This window comes from Afipia carboxidovorans OM5 (genome assembly GCF_000218565.1).
Taxonomy (GTDB): domain Bacteria; phylum Pseudomonadota; class Alphaproteobacteria; order Rhizobiales; family Xanthobacteraceae; genus Afipia; species Afipia carboxidovorans.
Map to the genome: position 1 here is coordinate 2169172 of NC_015684.1, position 17571 is coordinate 2186742.

Annotated in this window: 15 protein-coding genes; 6 read left to right on the forward strand and 9 right to left on the reverse strand. The window is 62.8% G+C overall.

Annotated elements, in window-relative coordinates; translation table 11 throughout:
- Window positions 1–152: 152 nt before the first annotated feature.
- From speD to OCA5_RS10090, 3 genes are all read left to right on the forward strand, one after another.
- Window positions 153–707, forward strand: coding sequence for an adenosylmethionine decarboxylase (gene speD, locus OCA5_RS10080; protein WP_012563169.1), 555 nt, complete (start codon window positions 153–155; stop codon window positions 705–707).
- Window positions 704–1561 (forward strand): polyamine aminopropyltransferase, encoded by an 858-nt coding sequence (gene speE / locus OCA5_RS10085; protein ID WP_012563168.1) that lies wholly within the window; start codon window positions 704–706, stop codon window positions 1559–1561. The genes speD and speE overlap by 4 nt, the downstream gene beginning before the upstream one ends.
- Window positions 1562–1638: 77 nt before the next feature.
- A complete protein-coding gene (locus tag OCA5_RS10090) occupies window positions 1639–2868 on the forward strand; it encodes a lytic murein transglycosylase (RefSeq protein WP_012563167.1) in 1230 nt (409 codons plus the stop codon).
- Between the two features lie 94 nt (window positions 2869–2962).
- On the opposite strand, the gene recJ is transcribed toward OCA5_RS10090, so the two are convergent.
- The 6 genes from recJ to OCA5_RS10120 form a co-directional block, all read right to left on the reverse strand.
- Window positions 2963–4804: a single-stranded-DNA-specific exonuclease RecJ gene (gene recJ / locus OCA5_RS10095; RefSeq protein WP_012563166.1), complete on the reverse strand. Its 1842-nt coding sequence runs from the start codon at window positions 4802–4804 to the stop codon at window positions 2963–2965.
- Window positions 4805–4864: 60 nt separating this feature from the next.
- Window positions 4865–5575: a haloacid dehalogenase type II gene (locus tag OCA5_RS10100; protein ID WP_012563165.1), complete on the reverse strand. Its 711-nt coding sequence runs from the start codon at window positions 5573–5575 to the stop codon at window positions 4865–4867.
- Between the two features lie 18 nt (window positions 5576–5593).
- Window positions 5594–6589, reverse strand: a complete 996-nt coding sequence (gene glpX, locus OCA5_RS10105) for a class II fructose-bisphosphatase (RefSeq protein WP_012563164.1) — start codon at window positions 6587–6589, stop codon at window positions 5594–5596.
- A 60-nt stretch (window positions 6590–6649) separates the two neighbouring features.
- Window positions 6650–7966 carry a homoserine dehydrogenase gene (locus tag OCA5_RS10110; RefSeq protein WP_012563163.1) on the reverse strand — a complete coding sequence of 439 codons (1317 nt, stop codon included), beginning with the start codon at window positions 7964–7966 and terminating at the stop codon, window positions 6650–6652.
- A gap of 23 nt (window positions 7967–7989) precedes the next feature.
- The gene (locus OCA5_RS10115; RefSeq protein WP_012563162.1) at window positions 7990–9207 is read right to left on the reverse strand and encodes an LL-diaminopimelate aminotransferase; all 1218 of its coding nucleotides are present in this window, start codon (window positions 9205–9207) and stop codon (window positions 7990–7992) included.
- 115 nt (window positions 9208–9322) lie between these two features.
- Window positions 9323–9541, reverse strand: a complete 219-nt coding sequence (locus tag OCA5_RS10120; protein WP_340622484.1) for a hypothetical protein — start codon at window positions 9539–9541, stop codon at window positions 9323–9325.
- A 320-nt stretch (window positions 9542–9861) separates the two neighbouring features.
- Between OCA5_RS10120 and OCA5_RS10125 the strand changes: the two genes are divergently transcribed.
- Both OCA5_RS10125 and OCA5_RS10130 read left to right on the forward strand, forming a co-directional pair.
- The gene (locus tag OCA5_RS10125; protein ID WP_012563159.1) at window positions 9862–11661 is read left to right on the forward strand and encodes a PHA/PHB synthase family protein; all 1800 of its coding nucleotides are present in this window, start codon (window positions 9862–9864) and stop codon (window positions 11659–11661) included.
- A 106-nt stretch (window positions 11662–11767) separates the two neighbouring features.
- Window positions 11768–12166, forward strand: coding sequence for an MAPEG family protein (locus OCA5_RS10130; RefSeq protein ID WP_012563158.1), 399 nt, complete (start codon window positions 11768–11770; stop codon window positions 12164–12166).
- Between the two features lie 36 nt (window positions 12167–12202).
- On the opposite strand, the gene argC is transcribed toward OCA5_RS10130, so the two are convergent.
- Window positions 12203–13261: an N-acetyl-gamma-glutamyl-phosphate reductase gene (argC, locus tag OCA5_RS10135; RefSeq protein ID WP_012563157.1), complete on the reverse strand. Its 1059-nt coding sequence runs from the start codon at window positions 13259–13261 to the stop codon at window positions 12203–12205.
- 245 nt (window positions 13262–13506) lie between these two features.
- Window positions 13507–14043, reverse strand: coding sequence for a DedA family protein (locus OCA5_RS10140; RefSeq protein WP_012563156.1), 537 nt, complete (start codon window positions 14041–14043; stop codon window positions 13507–13509).
- A gap of 180 nt (window positions 14044–14223) precedes the next feature.
- Between OCA5_RS10140 and parE the strand changes: the two genes are divergently transcribed.
- Window positions 14224–16293, forward strand: a complete 2070-nt coding sequence (gene parE, locus OCA5_RS10145; RefSeq protein ID WP_012563155.1) for a DNA topoisomerase IV subunit B — start codon at window positions 14224–14226, stop codon at window positions 16291–16293.
- Here the strand turns inward: parE and OCA5_RS10150 are convergent.
- Window positions 16290–17570, reverse strand: a complete 1281-nt coding sequence (locus OCA5_RS10150; RefSeq protein ID WP_012563154.1) for an FAD-dependent oxidoreductase — start codon at window positions 17568–17570, stop codon at window positions 16290–16292. The two genes, parE and OCA5_RS10150, sit on opposite strands and share 4 nt — an antisense overlap.
- Window position 17571: the final 1 nt, after the last annotated feature.

Sequence of the window (17571 nt, forward strand, 5' to 3'; positions counted from 1 at the left end):
GCGCGCGTTCGTGCAACGGCGCGCTTGCGGCCATGCAGCCCGAATTCCCGCAATCCCTTTCAGTGGTGGCGCCGTGCTCAGCGCGGCGAGCCGCTTTATCGCCTATTGCGCCGGCGCAAGCCGGCTCCGTTCTGTCAAAAATGGAGAACTGAATGAAGAAAATCGCTCTGCGCAACTCGGACGCGCGCCGGAATAGCCATTCTCATGGCACCGAAACCCATCCGAACGGATGGACGCATGCGCGCGAGTCCAGCGTGGAGCACAAGCCTTGCGTGGACAAGAGCGAGGCACACCCTACCGCGAAGACCAGCATCGCGTTCAACGACAACGCCGATTACGACGGTTTCGTCGAGCGCGAGGGTCTACGCTTTGCAGGCACCCACCTCATTCTCGATCTTTGGCAGGCATCGAACCTCGACAATCTCGAGATCGTCGAAAACGCGCTGCGGCAAGCAACCGAAGCCGCCGGCGCCACGCTCCTGAGCATCGATCTCCATAGCTTCACACCGACCGGCGGCATCACAGGTGTTGGGATCCTCGCGGAAAGCCACATCTCGATCCACACATGGCCGGAACACGCCTATGCCGCACTCGATATCTTCATGTGCGGCAAGGCGAGTCCCCACAAGGCGATCGATGTGCTGCGCCTCGCCTTCACGCCGGGCAAGCTGGTTCTGGCCGAGCACAAACGAGGACTGATGCCGTGACCATTTTTCAGGAGACGATGTATCAAGGTCATGCGCAGGCTCTCACCGTCGAGGAGACCTTGTATCAGGGCCGCACCGACTATCAGGACGTTCTGATCTTCAGGAACGAGACGTTCGGCAATGTCATGGCGCTCGATGGCGTCGTGCAACTGACCGATCTCGACAATCACGTCTATCACGAGATGATGGCTCATGTGCCGCTGACCGCACATGGTGCCGCGAAAGACGTGCTGGTCATCGGCGGCGGCGACGGCGGAACGTTGAAGGAGGTTCTCAAGCAACCGGTCGACAATGCGGTGCTGGTCGAGATCGACCCGCAGGTCATCGAATTGTCGAAGCGCTATTTTCCCGCCGTGTCGGCAGGCGCATTCGATGATCCGCGCGTCTCGGTGCGGATCGAGGACGGACTCAAATACGTCGCCAATGCCGACCGGCAATTCGATGTGGTGATCATCGATTCAACCGACCCGGTGGGCCCCGGTGAGGCGCTGTTCTCCGATGCGTTCTATGCCAACTGCCGCGCCTTGCTGCGCGCGGGTGGGCTGGTGGTTCTGCAAAGCGGCACGCCGTTTTTCCGGCCCGCCGACCTCGATCAAATTTGCCGGCGGCTCGGCGTGCATTTCGGTGCGGCAAAGCCTTTCCTCGCCCCGGTCCCGACCTACGCCCACGGCCAACTCGCGCTGATTGCCGCAGGCCCATCGGCTGCTGCCCTGTGCCCGCCGCTGGCAACGCTCGATGAGCGGTTTGCGCCCATCAACAGCAGGCTGCGATATTATTCGCCGCAGGTTCATCATGCGGCCTTCACGCTCGCTCCGGCGCTCCGGAAGAGCGTCACAGCAGACAATGCTCAGTGAGGCGACCAAGGTTCCCCCGTCCCACCGCCTCACCTGATACGGTTTGGGCTTGGGCATTGCTCGGTTAGACTGGGTAGATGGCTGATGACGATTCCCTGTTGCCACTTGCACTGACCCGCCGCAGCTTGCTGCTTGGCGCGGGAGCAGTCGCATTCACGCCTTTGCCCGGCCGCGCCGCGCCGCAAGGTTTCGAGCAGTGGCGGGATGCGTTCCACGCCAAGGCTGCAGCCAAGGGCGTCTCGAACACGACCTATTCACGCGTCATGGGCCGGATCGAGCCCGACATGAGCGTGTTCGCCAAGCTGCGCAATCAACCCGAGTTCAAGGAGCAGCTCTGGCAATACATCAACCGCCGTGTCTCCGACTGGCGCGTGACGAACGGCAAGGACGCGCTGCGCCAGCATGGTGCGCTGTTCTCTCGCATCGAACGCGACTTCGGCGTCGAGCGCGGCACATTGCTCGCGCTCTGGGGCGTCGAGAGTGCCTATGGCGATCCGCTCGTGCAGAAGAACCACATGCGGCCGATTTTTCCTTCGCTCGCCGCGCTCGCATGGCGAGAGCCACGCCGCAAGGCCTATTGGGAGACCGAGCTCATCAACGCGCTGCGCATCGTCGAGCGTGGCTGGAGCACGCCGGAGGAAATGCGCGGCTCGTGGGCTGGCGCGATGGGTCACACGCAATGGATGCCGGAAGTCTGGCTCAATGTCGGCTTCGATTATGATGGCGACGGCCGCGTCTCACCGTTTGGCAGACCGGACGATGCGCTGGGCTCGACCGCACGCTACCTCGTCAAGCGCGGCAAGTATCACCGCAACGAGCATTGGGGTTATGAGGTCACCGGCAGCAACGGTGGCTCCGGACAGGAAAACCGCAGCTATGCGCAGTGGGCGGCCGCAGGCGTGACGCGCGCCGATGGTCTGCCGTTTCAGCGCCCGAACGACAAGGCGCGGCTGTGGACACCGGTCGCGGGTGGCCCGTCATTTCTGATCGGGCCGAATTTCTTTGCGGTGAGAAGCTACAATCCGTCGATGAACTACGCGCTCGCCATCGTCCATCTCGGCGACCGCATATTGGGCGCAGGCCCGTTCCGGCAACCCTTCCCTGGTTCGGAGCGCGCGCTGACACTTGCCGAAATCCAGGAAGTACAGACACGCCTGACCAAAGCCGGGTTCGACACCGGCGGCACCGATGGCCGTGTCGGCAACGACACCATGAAGGCGGTGAAGGATTTTCAGACCCGTGCCGGTCTTACGCCCGACGGCTATGCCGGACTGAAAGTGCTGGCGCGGCTGCGGCAGGGGCTGTAACCGCAAAGATTCCGTCATTGCGAGCGGAGCGAAGCAATCCAGAACCGCTAGAAAGAGCTGGATTGCTTCGCTAACGCTCCTCGCAATGACAACGTCAGCGGATCGCGACTGGCTCGCGCTCTGGCACGGCGACATCGCAAATCCGAAACTGCACGCGCTCGGCGCCCTGCCAGCGATCGATGCTGAGCGAGCCCGCAACGTGGACGACCTGTCCGCGATTGTCGGTGAGCGCGTTGCCGAGCTTCTGGCCGACCGCGCGAAACGCGATGCCGTTGACGAACGCACCGTCGCCGGACTTCAGCCGCACCCGCAGATGTGCGCCGCCAACCTCGTCGGCATAGACCAACTGATGTGACGGCAGCGCCATCATCGGTTCCGGATTGCCGGTGCCGAACGGCCCCGCACGATTGAGTGTTGCGACAAAATCGGTGGTAACAGCGCGCGCACTCACAGCGCCGTCGACAAATAACTCATCGAGATGCCGCGCCCGCGCGACATCCTCTGCCAGCACGCCCTCGAGATAGGCGCGGAATTCCGCAAGCCGGTCTTTCTTCAGCGTGACGCCCGCCGCCATGGCGTGACCTCCGCCCTTCATCAGCAAGCCTTCAGAGACGGCACCACGCACCGCCTTGCCGAGATCGACGCCTGCAATCGAACGGCCCGAGCCGGTGCCGATCCCCCCCGGCTCCAGCGCCACGGCAAACGCAGGGCGCGAAAACTTCTCCTTCAGACGCGAGGCGACGAGGCCTACGACGCCCGGGTGCCACCCTTCGGCGGCAGTGACAATCACCGCGCCTTTGTCCTCCAGCCCGAGAGCGGCAAGCGCCTCCGCTTCCGCCTGCTGCTCCGCCGCCTGTTCGATCAAACGCCGCTCGACATTGAGGCGATCGAGTTCCGCCGCGATCCGCGCCGCCTCCGATACGTCGCCTTCGAGAAGCAGTTGCACGCCGAGATCGGCCCGGCCGATACGCCCGCCGGCATTGATGCGCGGGCCGAGCATGAAGCCGAGATGCCAGGCTTCCGGCGGCCCGTTCAGCCGCGCCACATCCATCAAGGCGGTGTGGCCGACATGGTCACGCCGCCGCATCGCGATCAGCCCCTTGGCGACGAAGGCGCGGTTGAGCCCAACCAGCGGCGCCACGTCGGCCACGGTACCAAGCGCCACATGATGCAGCATGTCGAGAAGGTTCGGCTCCGGCCGCTCCGCCGTCCAGAAATTACGCACACGCAATTCGCGGTTCACGGCAACGAGCGTGACGAAGACAAGGCCGACCGCCGCAAGATGACCGAGCCCGGACAAATCATCCGGCCGGTTCGGATTGACGATCGCGTTGACGGTCGGCAATTCATCGTTGCATTGATGATGATCGATCACCACCACGTCCATGCCGAGCTTGCGTGCTTCCGCGAGCGGCTCAAGGCTCGTGGTGCCGCAATCGACCGTGACGAGAAGCTTCGCGCCGCGTGACGACAGCATACGGATCGCGTCGACGTTCGGGCCGTAGCCTTCGAAAATGCGATCCGGAATGTGGATTAACGGATCGAGCCCGCAATGGCGCAGATGCCAGGCGAGCAGCGCCGACGACGTTGCGCCATCAACGTCGTAGTCGCCGAAGATCGCGACCATCTCGCCGCGCATCACCGCGTCTGCGAGGCGCTTGGCCGCAGCTTCCATCTGCGTGACGGTCGAGGGATCGGGCAACAGCTTGCGAATGGTCGGATCGAGAAAATCCTCCACCGCATCGATGTCGATGCCGCGGCCCGCAATGATCCGCGCCAGCATCTCCGGCAACTGATGACGTTGCGCGATAGCCAATGCCTGCGCGGCACCGCGCACGTCTAACCGGTCACGCCACAGCTTACCCGTGGCCGAGCGCTTCACGCCGAGAAAGGCGTGCGGCGTCTCAATGGGCAATGCGGTGGCGGGAGGTGTCATGTGTTGAAGGCAGATAGGAACCACGCGAAGGCGATGCAATGATTCGCGAAAATTGCCTCGTCAGCAACCCAGTCTGCCCGCAAGATCGTTGATATCCGTGACCACATAGTCCCAGTCACTGGCGGCCTCGAAATCCTCTTTCTGGTGCGGGCCGTATTCGGTGACGCGCGGCACGAAGCCGGTTTTGAGCCCGCAGGCGCGTGCGGCAATCAGATCGTAGTTGTGCGCCGCGACCAGCATGACCTGTTGCGGCTCCAGCCCGAGCAGCTTCACCGCACCACGATAAACCTCCGGGTCCGGCTTGTAGCGCTGGAAGATTTCGGCGCACAGGATCACGTCCCATGGCAGACCGGCGTGCTTGGACAAATTCGTCATCAGCGCGACGTTGCCGTTCGACAACGGTGAAATGATGAACTTGGTCTTCAGCCGTGTAAGCCCGGACACACTGTCCGGCCACGGCTTCAAGCGATGCCAGCCGAGCGTGAGATGATCGTAGTCGGCAGCGGTCAAGCCTGTGATGCCAAGGCTTGCAGCAAGCGGCTCAATGGAGCGGCGCTGCAACTCATCGAGGGTGAGAAAGCCGCGCTCGGGATGGCGGCGCACCTCGTCCATCGACGGGCGGTAAGCGCCGCGCCAGCCATCAACCAACGCCGCCCAGTCGGCATTGATGCCCCGTTCTTTACCCCACGCCGTGAAGTCGGCGATCAGGCTGCCACGCCAATCAACGAGCGTGCCGAACGTGTCGAACAGCAGAGCTTTCACGTCAGGCATCGCTGTGTCCCTTCACGATCAGTCGAGGTGGAATTTCTCGAGTTGGCGGTGCTCGGCCTTGATGTAGCGCACCGTGCCGGTGACGGAGCGCATCACCACGGTTTCGGTCTCGATGGTGTTCTTGCGGAATTTGACACCCGACAGCAGCGAACCGTCGGTTACGCCGGTTGCCGAGAACAGGCAGTCGCCCTTCACCATGTCTTCGATACCGTAGATCATGGACGGGTCCTTGATCCCCATCTTGGCGGCGCGTTCGCGCTTCTCGTCGGTGTCGAGGATGAGGCGGCACTGCATCTGGCCGCCGATGCAACGCAGCGCCGAGGCCGCAAGCACGCCCTCCGGCGCGCCACCGGTACCGATATAAATATCGACCCCGGTGTTCTCCGGGTCTGCGGTGTGGATCACGCCTGCGACGTCACCGTCGGTGATGAGGCGCACGGCAGCGCCGGTCGAGCGGATCGCATTGATGATTTCGGCATGGCGCGGGCGGTCCAGCACCAGCGCGGTGATCGCGGAGGGATGCACGTCCTTGGCGCGCGCGAGGCGGCGAATGTTTTCGGCTGGCGGTGCGTCGATATCGATCACGTTCTTGGCGTAGCCGGGGCCGATCGCAATCTTCTGCATGTAGACATCAGGCGCGTTGAGAAGCGTGCCGCCCTCGGCCATCGCCATCGTGGCGATCGAGCCCGGCATGTTCTTGGCGCACAGCGTGGTGCCTTCCAGCGGGTCGACGGCGATATCGACATCGGGTCCGAATTCCGCGCCGACCTTCTCGCCGATGAACAGCATCGGCGCCTCGTCGCGCTCGCCCTCGCCGATCACCACAGTGCCCTTGATCGGAATCTTGTTGAGTTCGCGCCGCATCGCGTCAACCGCGGCCTGATCGGCGCCCTTCTCGTTGCCGTGGCCGCGCAGGCGCGCCGCCGACACCGCCGCGCGCTCCGTCACACGCACGATTTCCAGCGTCAGGATGCGTTCAAGCAAGAGCTGCGGCGGAACGGAAATGGTCGACATCAGTTAAGCTCCTCAATCGTATGCCGCTTCACGGCAGCATGTCTCTGATACTCTCAAATCTCAATTCTTCTCGATCCGGATCACCTGCGGCCGGCCAGTGATGACGCGGTCCTGCTTCACAGCCTGCAAGGCGCGGCGCACGGCGTCTTCCGTCGTCGCATAGGTGATCAGGATCACCGGTACCGGCTGCGACTTGCCGTTTACCGACGCCGCGCCACCATTGGGGTGCCGCTGCACGATCGACTCGATCGAAATCTTCTGCTCGGCAAGCCGCTTGGCGATCGTTGCCGCGGTTCCGGTCAAGTCGCGCGCCATCAGACGGATGTAGTAGCCGCCCTCGTGCCGCCGCATCGGCGCCTTCGCCGTCGCCTTCAGCTTTGCAACCGGACGGCCGAACGGCAACGCCCGCACACCGCGCGCGATGTCGGCGATATCGGCCACCACCGCCGAAGCGGTCGCAGCGCCACCTGCGCCGGGACCTACCAGCGTGATCGGCGGAATACCTTCGCCGTCAATTGTGACAGCATTGGTGACGTCCATTACCTGCGCGATAGAAGAGATGCGCGGCACCATGGTCGGATGCACGCGCTGTTCGATGCCGGTTTCGGTCTTGACCGCAACGCCGAGCAGCTTGACACGATAGCCGAGTTCTTGCGCGGCCCGTAGATCTTCCGGCGCAATCGACGAGATGCCTTCGACATACACCGCGCTCTGGTTGACCTTGGTGCCGAACGCGAGGCTCGCAAGGATCGCAAGCTTCTGCGCCGTATCGTGACCATCGACGTCGAACGACGGATTGGCTTCGGCGTAGCCGAGCCGCTGCGCATCCTTCAAACATTCTGCAAACGACAGCCCCTCCTGCTCCATCCGCGTCAGGATGTAATTGCAGGTGCCGTTGAGGATGCCGTAGACGCGATCGATGCCGGTGCCGGCAAGGCCTTCGCGCAATGTCTTGACGATGGGAATGGCGGCGCCGACGGCCGCCTCATAGTTCAGTGCGCCGCCATGCTTTTCCGCAAGCATGGCAAGGCGCGAGCCATGTTTCGCAATCAGCGCCTTGTTGGCGGTCACGACCGACTTGCCGCTTCGCAGCGCCGCCTCGATTGCGGACAGCGCGGGATCGCCCACCCCGCCCATCAGTTCGACAAACACATCAACCTTCGGATCAGTCGCGATCGCAAGCGCGTTCTTCGCCCAGGCAATGCCGGAAAGATCGACGTTGCGCTTCTTCGCTTTCGAGCGGGCGGAGACGGCAACGACGCGCACCGAGCGCCCGCAACGCAGCGACAACGTGCGTTTCTGCCGTTCGATCAGACCCACGACCTCGGCGCCCACAGTGCCGAGCCCCGCAATCCCCACTCTAAGCGGAGCGACCATATCTATAAAACCTGCCGGATGAGTTAGCGCCGGTTGGCGAGAGGAACCACGTTGTGCAATGTTTCAACGCCGGCTTCAAGAAAGCGGCGGATATTCCGCGCTGCCTGCCGGATGCGCTGCTCATTCTCGACCATGGCGATGCGGACATAGCCTTCGCCATGCTCGCCGAAGGCGACGCCGGGCGAGACCACGACGCCCGACTTCTCGACCATCAGGGTGGCAAAATCCATGCTGCCGATGTTGCGGAATTTCTCCGGCAGCGGCGCCCAGGCGAACATCGACGCCGCCGGTGGCGGGATGTCCCAGCCGGCGCGGCCGAAGGCTTCGACCATCGCATCGCGTCGCCGATGATAGGTGTCACGCATCTCCTGGATGCAGTCCTGCGGGCCGTTCAGCGCCGCGACCGCCGCGACCTGAATCGGCGTGAACGCCCCGTAGTCGAGATATGACTTCACCCGCGTCAGCGCCGCGATCAGGCGATCGTTGCCGACCGCAAAACCCATGCGCCAGCCGGCCATAGAGAACGTCTTCGACATCGAGGTGAATTCGACGGTGATGTCGATCGCACCCGGCACCTGCAGCACCGAGGGCGGCGGCTCGCCGTCGTAATACAATTCCGAGTAAGCGAGGTCGGAGAGGATGAAGACCTCGTGCTTCTTCGCGAACGCAACGAGGTCACGATAGAAATCGAGCGAGGCGACATAGGCCGTCGGGTTCGACGGATAGCAGACCACCATCGCGATCGGCTTCGGGATCGAATGGATGATGGCGCGCTCGAGGTGACGGAAAAGCTCCGGCGTCGGCTCGGCCGGGACCGAGCGGATCACCCCGCCCGCCATCAGGAAGCCGAAGGCATGAATCGGATAGCTGGGGTTTGGCACCAGCACCACGTCGCCCGGCGAGGTGATCGCCTGCGCCATGTTGGCAAAGCCCTCTTTCGAGCCCAGCGTCGCAACGATCTGGGTCTCGGGATTGAGCTTCACCCCGAAGCGGCGCTCGTAATAGGCGGCCTGAGCGCGGCGCAGGCCGGGGATGCCCTTCGAGGCGGAATAGCGGTCGGTCCGGGGCTTGCCGAGCGTTTCCTTCAGCTTCTCCAGCACATGCGGCGGAGCTGAAAGATCCGGGTTCCCCATACCCAGATCGATGATGTCGGCGCCTGCGTTGCGCGCGGCGGCCTTGGCCCGATTCACCTGCTCGAAGACGTAGGGTGGCAAACGGCGAATGCGGTAGAATTCTTCCATGGATTCAAGGCTCCGAGCCCCGGTTAAGGGCCCCCAGGCGGCAAATCAGCTGAGGACGCGATCACATCTTCTAACACGAACCATGCCCCACGCCACCGCCCGAAGGCCCGGAAATTCAATCTGATGGCAATTTTGAAGGGCGGGCCTTCGAAGGGGTCGCCCGCGTCCCATGCTGCCGCTCTCGCGCCGCCGTCAGGTCCCGCGTGAGCTGCGCCCGCTCCTCCACCGACAGCACGCCCTGCTCGCGCGGCGGCGGCGTATCGTTGACCGGCAGATAGTCCGGCGCGACAGCCGGCCGTGCGGGCGTGTTGGCCGGCAGGCCGACCACAGGCATGTCACCCACATGGCCCGCGCAGGCTCCGAGCAACAGGCCCAGCGCGAGGGTTGCGCCTACCCCAAGGCGCCTTCCATGGCGTCGCTGCAATCGCACTCGCTCCAACCTCGTTATCTGCGCAAGGCATAAGTCCCGCTACTAACCAGCGAACACTCTCCCCGAAAAAACGTTAAATTTCCGGCGGCCTTGAGAGGGCGCAATGCCGCGCGAATATGTCCGAACCAAGACGTGTTGCAACGCATATAGCTATTGGAAAGAAAGCCCGATTAACTGACAACGAAGCAGGCCCTTCTGCTTCGCCAAACGGATATGTCGCGCGAATGAGCGAGCAACTCCCCGACGCCCCGACGACGAAGCCCTTCGACGCTGACGCCTTTGCCTTCAATGTCGCCCGCGCCATGGAAAGCGGCGGCAAGGCCCTCGCGGCCTTCCTGAAACCGCGCGAGAGCGGCGACATCAACAATCGCGCACCGGGCGAGATGGGCGAGGTCATCAAGACCTTCGCCGAGGTCGCGGAGTATTGGCTCGCGGATGCCGAGCGCGCCGGCGACATGCAGATGCGGCTCGGCAAATCCTATCTCGAACTGTGGGGGCAATTTTCCCGCAGGCTCGCTGGCGCCGAGGAAGAGCCGGCGATTACGCCAGCCCCAAAAGACAAGCGCTTTCAGGACCCGGAATGGAAATCGAATCACTTCTTCGATTTCATCCTGCAGCTTTATCTGCTCACCACGAAATGGGCGAACGAACTCGTCGAGGATGCTGAGGGCCTCGACCCGCATACCCGCAAGAAGGCAGAGTTCTACGTTCAGGTGCTCACCAATGCCTTTGCACCGTCGAACTTCGTGCTGACCAACCCGGAAGTGTTGCGGGAAACCATTGCAAGCAGCGGCGACAATCTATTCCGCGGCATGCGAATGCTCGCCGAGGACATCGAGGCCGGCGGCGGCACGCTGAAGATCCGGCAATCGGGCGGCACATTCGAAATCGGCAAGGATCTCGCGCGGACGCCCGGCAAGGTGATCTTTCAGAACGAGGTGATGCAGCTCATCCAGTATGAGCCTGCAACCGAGCAGGTGTTGCGCACGCCGGTGCTGATCGTGCCACCGTGGATCAACAAGTACTACATCCTCGATCTCACGCCACAGAAGTCGATGATCAAGTGGCTGGTCGAGCAGGGGCTCACCGTGTTCGTGATCTCCTGGATCAACCCGGACCGATCGCTCGGCGGCAAGACCTTCGAGGACTACATGCGGGAGGGCCCACTCGCCGCAATGGACGTGATCGAGAAAGCGACCGGCGAGATGAAGGTCCATGCCATCGGCTATTGCATCGGCGGCACCCTGCTCGCCTCGACGCTCGCCTGGCTTGCGGAGAAGCGGCGGGTGCGCACCGCATCCGCGACCTTCATGGCGGCGCAGGTCGACTTCACCCATGCCGGCGACCTCATGGTCTATATCGACGAGAGTCAGTTGGCCGCGCTCGACCGCGACATGCAGCAGACCGGTGTCCTGCACGGTACGCGCATGGCGATGGCCTTCAACATGCTGCGCTCAAACGACCTGATCTGGCCCTACGTCATTTCCAATTACCTGAAGGGCAAGGAGCCTTCGAGCTTCGACCTTCTGTTCTGGAATTCCGACGCGACGCGCATGCCGGCCGCGAACCATTCGTTCTATTTGCGCAACTGCTATCTGGAAAACCGGCTGTCGGCCGGCACCATGGTGCTCGACAATACCCGGCTCGATTTGTCGAAGATCAAGACGCCGATCTACAATCTCGCGACGAAGGACGATCATATCGCCCCGGCGCAATCAGTGCTGTACGGCTCGCAGTTCTTCGGCGGCCCGGTCCGCTTCGTGCTCAGCGGCTCGGGCCACATCGCCGGCGTCGTCAATCCACCCGCCTCCGGCAAGTATCAGTACTGGACCAATGACAGGATCGACACCGAGACGGTCGACGACTGGCTCAAGGGCGCGACCGAACATTCGGGATCGTGGTGGCCAGACTGGCGCGCCTGGATCGAAAGCCTGGACGCGGAAACCGCGCCGGCCCGCGTCCCTGGTGAGTCCCTTCCCGTCCTCGAAGATGCGCCCGGCAGCTACGTCCGCATGCGGATCTGACCATCCCGCCGATCACCCTCACCTGTCGTTTAGTTGCCCGGCCCAGCCGCTCAGCTAGGATCGGCGCCGGCGGAGACCCTCCGCAACGGCAGGAAAGGATGAAGCGATGACGCGCGAGCTGTTCTGGCTGACACTGACGGTGATTTTGACCGGCCTGTTGTGGGTCCCCTACATCATCAACCGCTGCCAGATACGCGGCCTCGGCGGCGCGATGGCCAACCCCGCACGCAACGACAAGCCACACGCCGAATGGGCGAACCGCCTGATCTTCGCCCACGACAACGCAGTCGAAAATCTGGCGATCTTCGCGCCGCTGGTGCTGATCCTGAACGCGATCGATTATTCGAGCAAATGGACGGTGCTCGCCTGTGCAGTCTATTTCTGGTCGCGGCTTGCCCACGCCATCATCTACGCGCTCGGCGTGCCGGTGCTGCGGACGCTGACCTTCGTGGTCGGCTTCCTTGCGCAGGCGGTTCTCGCGCTCGCGATCTTCCGCATCTTCTGAGAATAAAAAAGAGCCGCTTAAGCGGCTCTTTTCACATCACGACGATAGTGCCGGCTGGTCGAGACCGAGTGTCTCGGCAAAGCCGAGCATGACATTCATGTTCTGCACCGCCTGCCCCGACGCGCCCTTGGTGAGGTTGTCGAGGGTCGAGACGATGATCGCGCGGCCCGGCTTGCGATCCTCGGCCACGCCGATGAACGTCATGTTCGAGCCGCGCACATGGCGGGAATTCGGTGTCTTGCCGAACGGCAGCACGTAGACGAACGGGTCCTTCTCGTACTGCTTGGACAGCGTCTCATGAAGGTCTCGCGCGGTCTTGCCGCGCCGACCGCGCACATAGATCGTCGAATAGATGCCGCGGTTCATTGGCGTGAGGTGCGGCGTGAACGTCACCAGTACGTCCTTGCCAGCCGCCTTGGAGAACTCCTGATCGAGCTCAGACATATGGCGATGGTGACCAACGCCATAGGCGTGAAAGCCCTCCGAGACTTCCGAGAACAGCATCTCTTCCTTGGCCGAGCGCCCGGCTCCGGTCATGCCGGACTTCGCGTCGATCACGATCTCGTCGCTCTCGATCGCCTTGGCCTTGAGAAGCGGAATGAGCGGCAACTGCGCACAGGTCGTATAGCAGCCGGGGTTGGCGACGAGCCGCGCCTTCTTCACGTCGCGCCGATAAATCTCAGTAAGGCCGTAGACCGCCTCCTGCTGGAGATCGAGCGCGTGATGCTCGTGCCCGTACCACTTCGCATAGACGGCAGGGTCCTGCAGGCGGAAGTCGGCGGACAGGTCCACCACTTTCGTCTCCGGTGCCTTGGAGAGCAGATCTTTCAGGACCGTCTGCGTCGTCGCGTGCGGAAGTGCGCAGAACACGAGGTCGAGCTTCGCCGCCGCCCAATCGACGCTGTCGATCGAGACGAGCTGCGGCAGATCATAGGGTGCGAATTGCGGAAACACGTCGCCCATCTTGTGCCCGGCGCGACGGTCGGCCGTCAGAAGGACGATTTCGACACGCGGGTGGCGCAGCAGGAGGCGCACGAGCTCCGCACCGGTGTAACCGGAAGCACCGAGAATGCCGATCTTCTTCTTTTCAGCCATGACGATAGTCCTTATCCGACAGTGCGCGGGAAAGGCGGTACGGCGATTTGAGGAAAGAGACAAGACGCCGCGAACATTTCCTGCGGCATGAGGATCAACAAACGCGACCCGCCGCTAGATTGCGAAGCGGCGACGACGGATGGTTCTGGTGGCAACGTTGATCATGGCCGCGCATATAAAACCCCCGTGGTACAGGGTCAAGTGGGCGCCCGCCCTTCGCCGGATCCGGCAGGCGCGCCTGCCGCTCAGATCATCGCAAAGAACCAGGCGGCAATGCGCGAGAGCGCATCCCCGAACAGGAGCAGCGTCGCCGACCAGACGAAGGCGGACGAGAAGTTCGCAATCTGGAAATGCCAATACGGCATCTCGAAGATACCGGCGACTAGCGGCACGGCGGCGCGCAGCGGCCCGAAGAACCTGCCGATGAAAATTCCCGGCACGCCCCATTTGCTGACGAACCGCTCGGCGCGCGGCAGCATCTCCGGATAGCGCGACAGCGGCCACATCCGCTTGACGCTGCCTTTGAAGGTATAGCCGAACCAATATGACAGCCAGTCACCAAGCGCCGCCCCGAGCGCGGCCGCGACCCAGACCGGCCAGAATTTGATGTCGCTTGCGCCGACCATCGCGCCGATACCGATCAGCGCGCTCCAGGCGGGAATGACGAGAGAAACGAAGGCGAGCGATTCACCGAATGCCAGCGCGCCGACGATCGGCGCAGCCCAGACCTGATGTTCGCGGACGAATTCGACGACGTCCCGAACCATCGCTTCCAGTGCCATTCACGTCCCTCTTTCGCGCGCCCCGCGCCAATGGATATAGCTGGGGCCCGACACCGGGGACCTCTGCCCTATGCGGCGCACCTCTGCCTAGATGAGGGTTGCCCGCCACATTGTCACGTCCTTCATGTCATAGTGCGTATCAATGATTCGTGCCCCTGCACGCCATCCAACTTGTCACCAATGTCGAAGCCTCTGAAAAAAAACGAAAAATCTTCATCCTCCGCGAAACCTGACAGTGATCTGTTTGGCTCGGGCGGCCGCGCGCCGCGCGGCTCCGCCGCACCCCCCGCGCGCACAACGAGTGCTGAGGGCGGTTACACCGCAGCCGATATCGAAGTCTTGGAAGGGCTGGAACCGGTCCGTCGCCGGCCCGGAATGTACATCGGTGGAACCGATGAGAAGGCGCTTCACCATCTCTTTGCAGAGGTGATCGACAACTCGATGGACGAAGCGCTCGCTGGCCATGCGAGCTTCATCGAGGTTTCGCTCGGCGCGGACGGCTATCTCACCGTCGTCGACAACGGTCGCGGCATTCCGGTCGATCCGCATCCAAAGTTCAAGAACAAGTCGGCACTCGAAATCATCATGTGCACGCTCCACGCGGGCGGCAAGTTCGACTCCAAGGTCTACGAGACCTCGGGGGGCCTGCACGGCGTCGGTGTGTCGGTGGTGAACGCACTCTCCTCCGAACTCATCGTCGAGGTCGCGCGCAATCAGAAGCTTTATCGGATGACTTTCGAGCGCGGCAAGCCGAAGGGCAAGCTCGAGGAGCTTGGCAAGGTCCATAACCGCCGTGGCACGTCGGTGCGCTTCAAGCCCGACACGGAGATCTTCGGCAACAAGGCGGTCTTCAAGCCACAGCGCCTATTCCAGATGGCACGCTCGAAAGCCTATCTGTTCGGTGGCGTCGAAATCCGCTGGCGCTGCGCACCCGAACTTCTCAAGGGCCTCGACAGCGTGCCGGCTGAGGACACGTTCCACTTCCCCGGCGGCCTGAAGGATTATCTCGCCGCCGCCGTTCATGCCGACACGCTGGTGCATCCCGACATTTTCGCCGGCAAGACAGGTCGCAACGGCGCGCATGGCGCCTGCGAATGGGCGGTGGCATGGACCGCCGACGCCGACGGCTTCATGTCGTCCTACACCAACACCGTGCCGACGCCCGACGGCGGCACGCATGAAACCGGCATGCGCAGCGCACTGCTGCGTGGCATTCGCGATCACGCCGAGCGCACCGGCCAAGGCAAGAAAGCCTCCTCCATCACCTCGGAAGACGTGATGGTCGGCGCGGCCGTGATGCTGTCGGTATTCGTGCGCGAGCCGGAATTTCAGGGACAGACCAAGGACCGCCTCGCGACCGCCGAAGCGCAGCGCATCGTCGAGCAGGCGGTGAAGGACCCGTTCGACCACTGGCTGTCCGGCAATCCGACGCAGGCCAACAAGCTTCTCGAATTCATCATCGAGCGCGCCGATGAGCGGCTGCGCCGTCGCGCCGAGAAGGAAATCTCGCGCAAGACCGCGGTGAAGAAGCTGCGCCTGCCGGGCAAGCTCGCCGACTGCACCAACACAGCAGCCGAAGGCTCGGAGCTCTTCATCGTCGAGGGCGATTCCGCAGGCGGCAGCGCCAAGCAGGCGCGTGATCGCAAAACGCAGGCCATCCTGCCGTTGCGCGGCAAGATCCTCAACGTCGCCTCGGCCACGCGCGACAAGATGGCTGCCAACGCACAGCTCTCCGATCTGATCCAGGCGATCGGCGCCGGCACCGGTGCGAACTATCGCGAAGAGGATTTGCGCTATTCGCGCATCATCATCATGACCGACGCCGACGTCGACGGCGCGCACATCGCATCGCTGCTCATCACCTTCTTCTACCGGCAGATGCCGAAACTAATCGACAACGGACACCTTTATCTCGCCGTGCCGCCGCTCTATCGCCTGACGCACGGCAGCAAGACGCTCTACGCACGCGATGAAGCGCATCGCGATGAACTTCTGAAAAAGGAATTCCACGCCAACGCCAAGGTCGAGATCGGCCGATTTAAAGGCCTTGGCGAGATGATGCCCAATCAGCTCAAGGAAACGACGATGGCGCCCGCCAAGCGCACGCTCTTGCGCGTCGTGCTTGCCACCGAAGAGCGCGACAGCACCGCCAAATCGGTGGAGCGGCTGATGGGCAGCAAGGCTGAAGCACGCTTCGAGTTCATCACCGAACGTGCAGAGTTCGCGCCAGAAGAACTGCTCGACGTCTAATCAGAAACCGACGACGCGGGCGCTCTTTCCGGCGAGTGAACATGCTCAGGCCGGACGCCGATGCCGACGCCACGCGCAATGAGTCTCTGAAGCCAGGGTGAACGGCCGATGATCCGCATCATCAAAGGCGGCGAGAAATCCTGCTCGGAGATGGCGCGATCAATCAACCGGTTCTGCACCATCACCTGAACCGCCTGCGTCACCTTCACCGGGAACGAGCGTCGCGCCTGCACACTGTTGAGATCGTCGAGCGATGGACCACTGGCGCCGAACTTATCGTGCAACAGGTTCGCCGCGGCGACCGCATCCTGCACGGCAAGATTAACGCCGACACCGCCGACCGGCGACATCGCATGCGCGGCATCGCCGATGCATAGAAAACCGTTCCGAGCCCACTGGGTCAGGCGATCGATCCTCACCGACAGAAGCTTGACGTCGTCCCAACTCCTGACGTCGCCGACGCTCTCGCGCAGGATCGGCGCGAGGCGCACGATATTCCCACGAAACGCATCGAGCCCTTTCGCCTTCACCGCCTCATAGCCGTTCTTGGCGATCACATAGGCACACTGCCAGTAATCGCCGCGGTCGAGCATCACCATCATCTGGCCGGCCTGAATGCGGGCGAAGACACTCCCGCCAGCCCGCTCGGCCTTGCCTGCCTTGAACCAGAGCACGTCCATCGGCGCGCCGATGTTCTCGACCGTCATCCCGGCCTGCTCGCGCATGCGCGAATGCCGCCCGTCGCAAGCAACCGTAAGGTCAGCCGTAAGGCGCAGATCGCCCTGCGGCGTCCGCGCGACGACACCACTCACGCGATCGCCATCAAACAGCAGGTCAGTCGCCTCAGCATTCTTGCGCACCTCAAGCGCGGGATAGCGCCGGCCCTGCGTGTCGATGAAATTCAGAAAATCCCATTGCGGCATGAAGGCGATGAACGGGCAACGCGTCTCGATCCGCGTCAGGTCCGCCATGCGGATAGACGTTGTCCCAACCTGCGCTTCGAGCTGCCTCACCTCGTCATGCGGGACCTTGAGAAAGTCATCCAGCAGCCCGAGTTCGTCCATCACCTCCAGCGTCGACGGATGCACGGTGTCACCGCGAAAATCGCGGAAGAAATCGGCATGTTTCTCCAAAACGAGGGTTTTGATGCCGGCGCGGCCGAGGAGATAGCCGAGCATCATCCCGGCCGGGCCGCCGCCTACGACGCAGCACTGCACATGCTGTTCGGTTACAGGGGATGATAGCCCTTCGGACACTTGGGGAAGTTCCTCGCTCATA

Coding starts and splice junctions, on each gene's coding strand:
- speD (WP_012563169.1), top strand. CDS start 153: ATGAAGAAAATCGCTCTGCGCAACTCGGACGCGCGCCGGAATAGCCAT.
- OCA5_RS10090 (WP_012563167.1), top strand. CDS start 1,639: ATGGCTGATGACGATTCCCTGTTGCCACTTGCACTGACCCGCCGCAGC.
- recJ (WP_012563166.1), bottom strand. CDS start 4,804: ATGACACCTCCCGCCACCGCATTGCCCATTGAGACGCCGCACGCCTTT.
- OCA5_RS10100 (WP_012563165.1), bottom strand. CDS start 5,575: ATGCCTGACGTGAAAGCTCTGCTGTTCGACACGTTCGGCACGCTCGTT.
- glpX (WP_012563164.1), bottom strand. CDS start 6,589: ATGTCGACCATTTCCGTTCCGCCGCAGCTCTTGCTTGAACGCATCCTG.
- OCA5_RS10110 (WP_012563163.1), bottom strand. CDS start 7,966: ATGGTCGCTCCGCTTAGAGTGGGGATTGCGGGGCTCGGCACTGTGGGC.
- OCA5_RS10115 (WP_012563162.1), bottom strand. CDS start 9,207: ATGGAAGAATTCTACCGCATTCGCCGTTTGCCACCCTACGTCTTCGAG.
- OCA5_RS10120 (WP_340622484.1), bottom strand. CDS start 9,541: ATGCCTGTGGTCGGCCTGCCGGCCAACACGCCCGCACGGCCGGCTGTC.
- OCA5_RS10125 (WP_012563159.1), top strand. CDS start 9,862: ATGAGCGAGCAACTCCCCGACGCCCCGACGACGAAGCCCTTCGACGCT.
- OCA5_RS10130 (WP_012563158.1), top strand. CDS start 11,768: ATGACGCGCGAGCTGTTCTGGCTGACACTGACGGTGATTTTGACCGGC.
- argC (WP_012563157.1), bottom strand. CDS start 13,261: ATGGCTGAAAAGAAGAAGATCGGCATTCTCGGTGCTTCCGGTTACACC.
- OCA5_RS10140 (WP_012563156.1), bottom strand. CDS start 14,043: ATGGCACTGGAAGCGATGGTTCGGGACGTCGTCGAATTCGTCCGCGAA.
- parE (WP_012563155.1), top strand. CDS start 14,224: ATGTCGAAGCCTCTGAAAAAAAACGAAAAATCTTCATCCTCCGCGAAA.
- OCA5_RS10150 (WP_012563154.1), bottom strand. CDS start 17,570: ATGAGCGAGGAACTTCCCCAAGTGTCCGAAGGGCTATCATCCCCTGTA.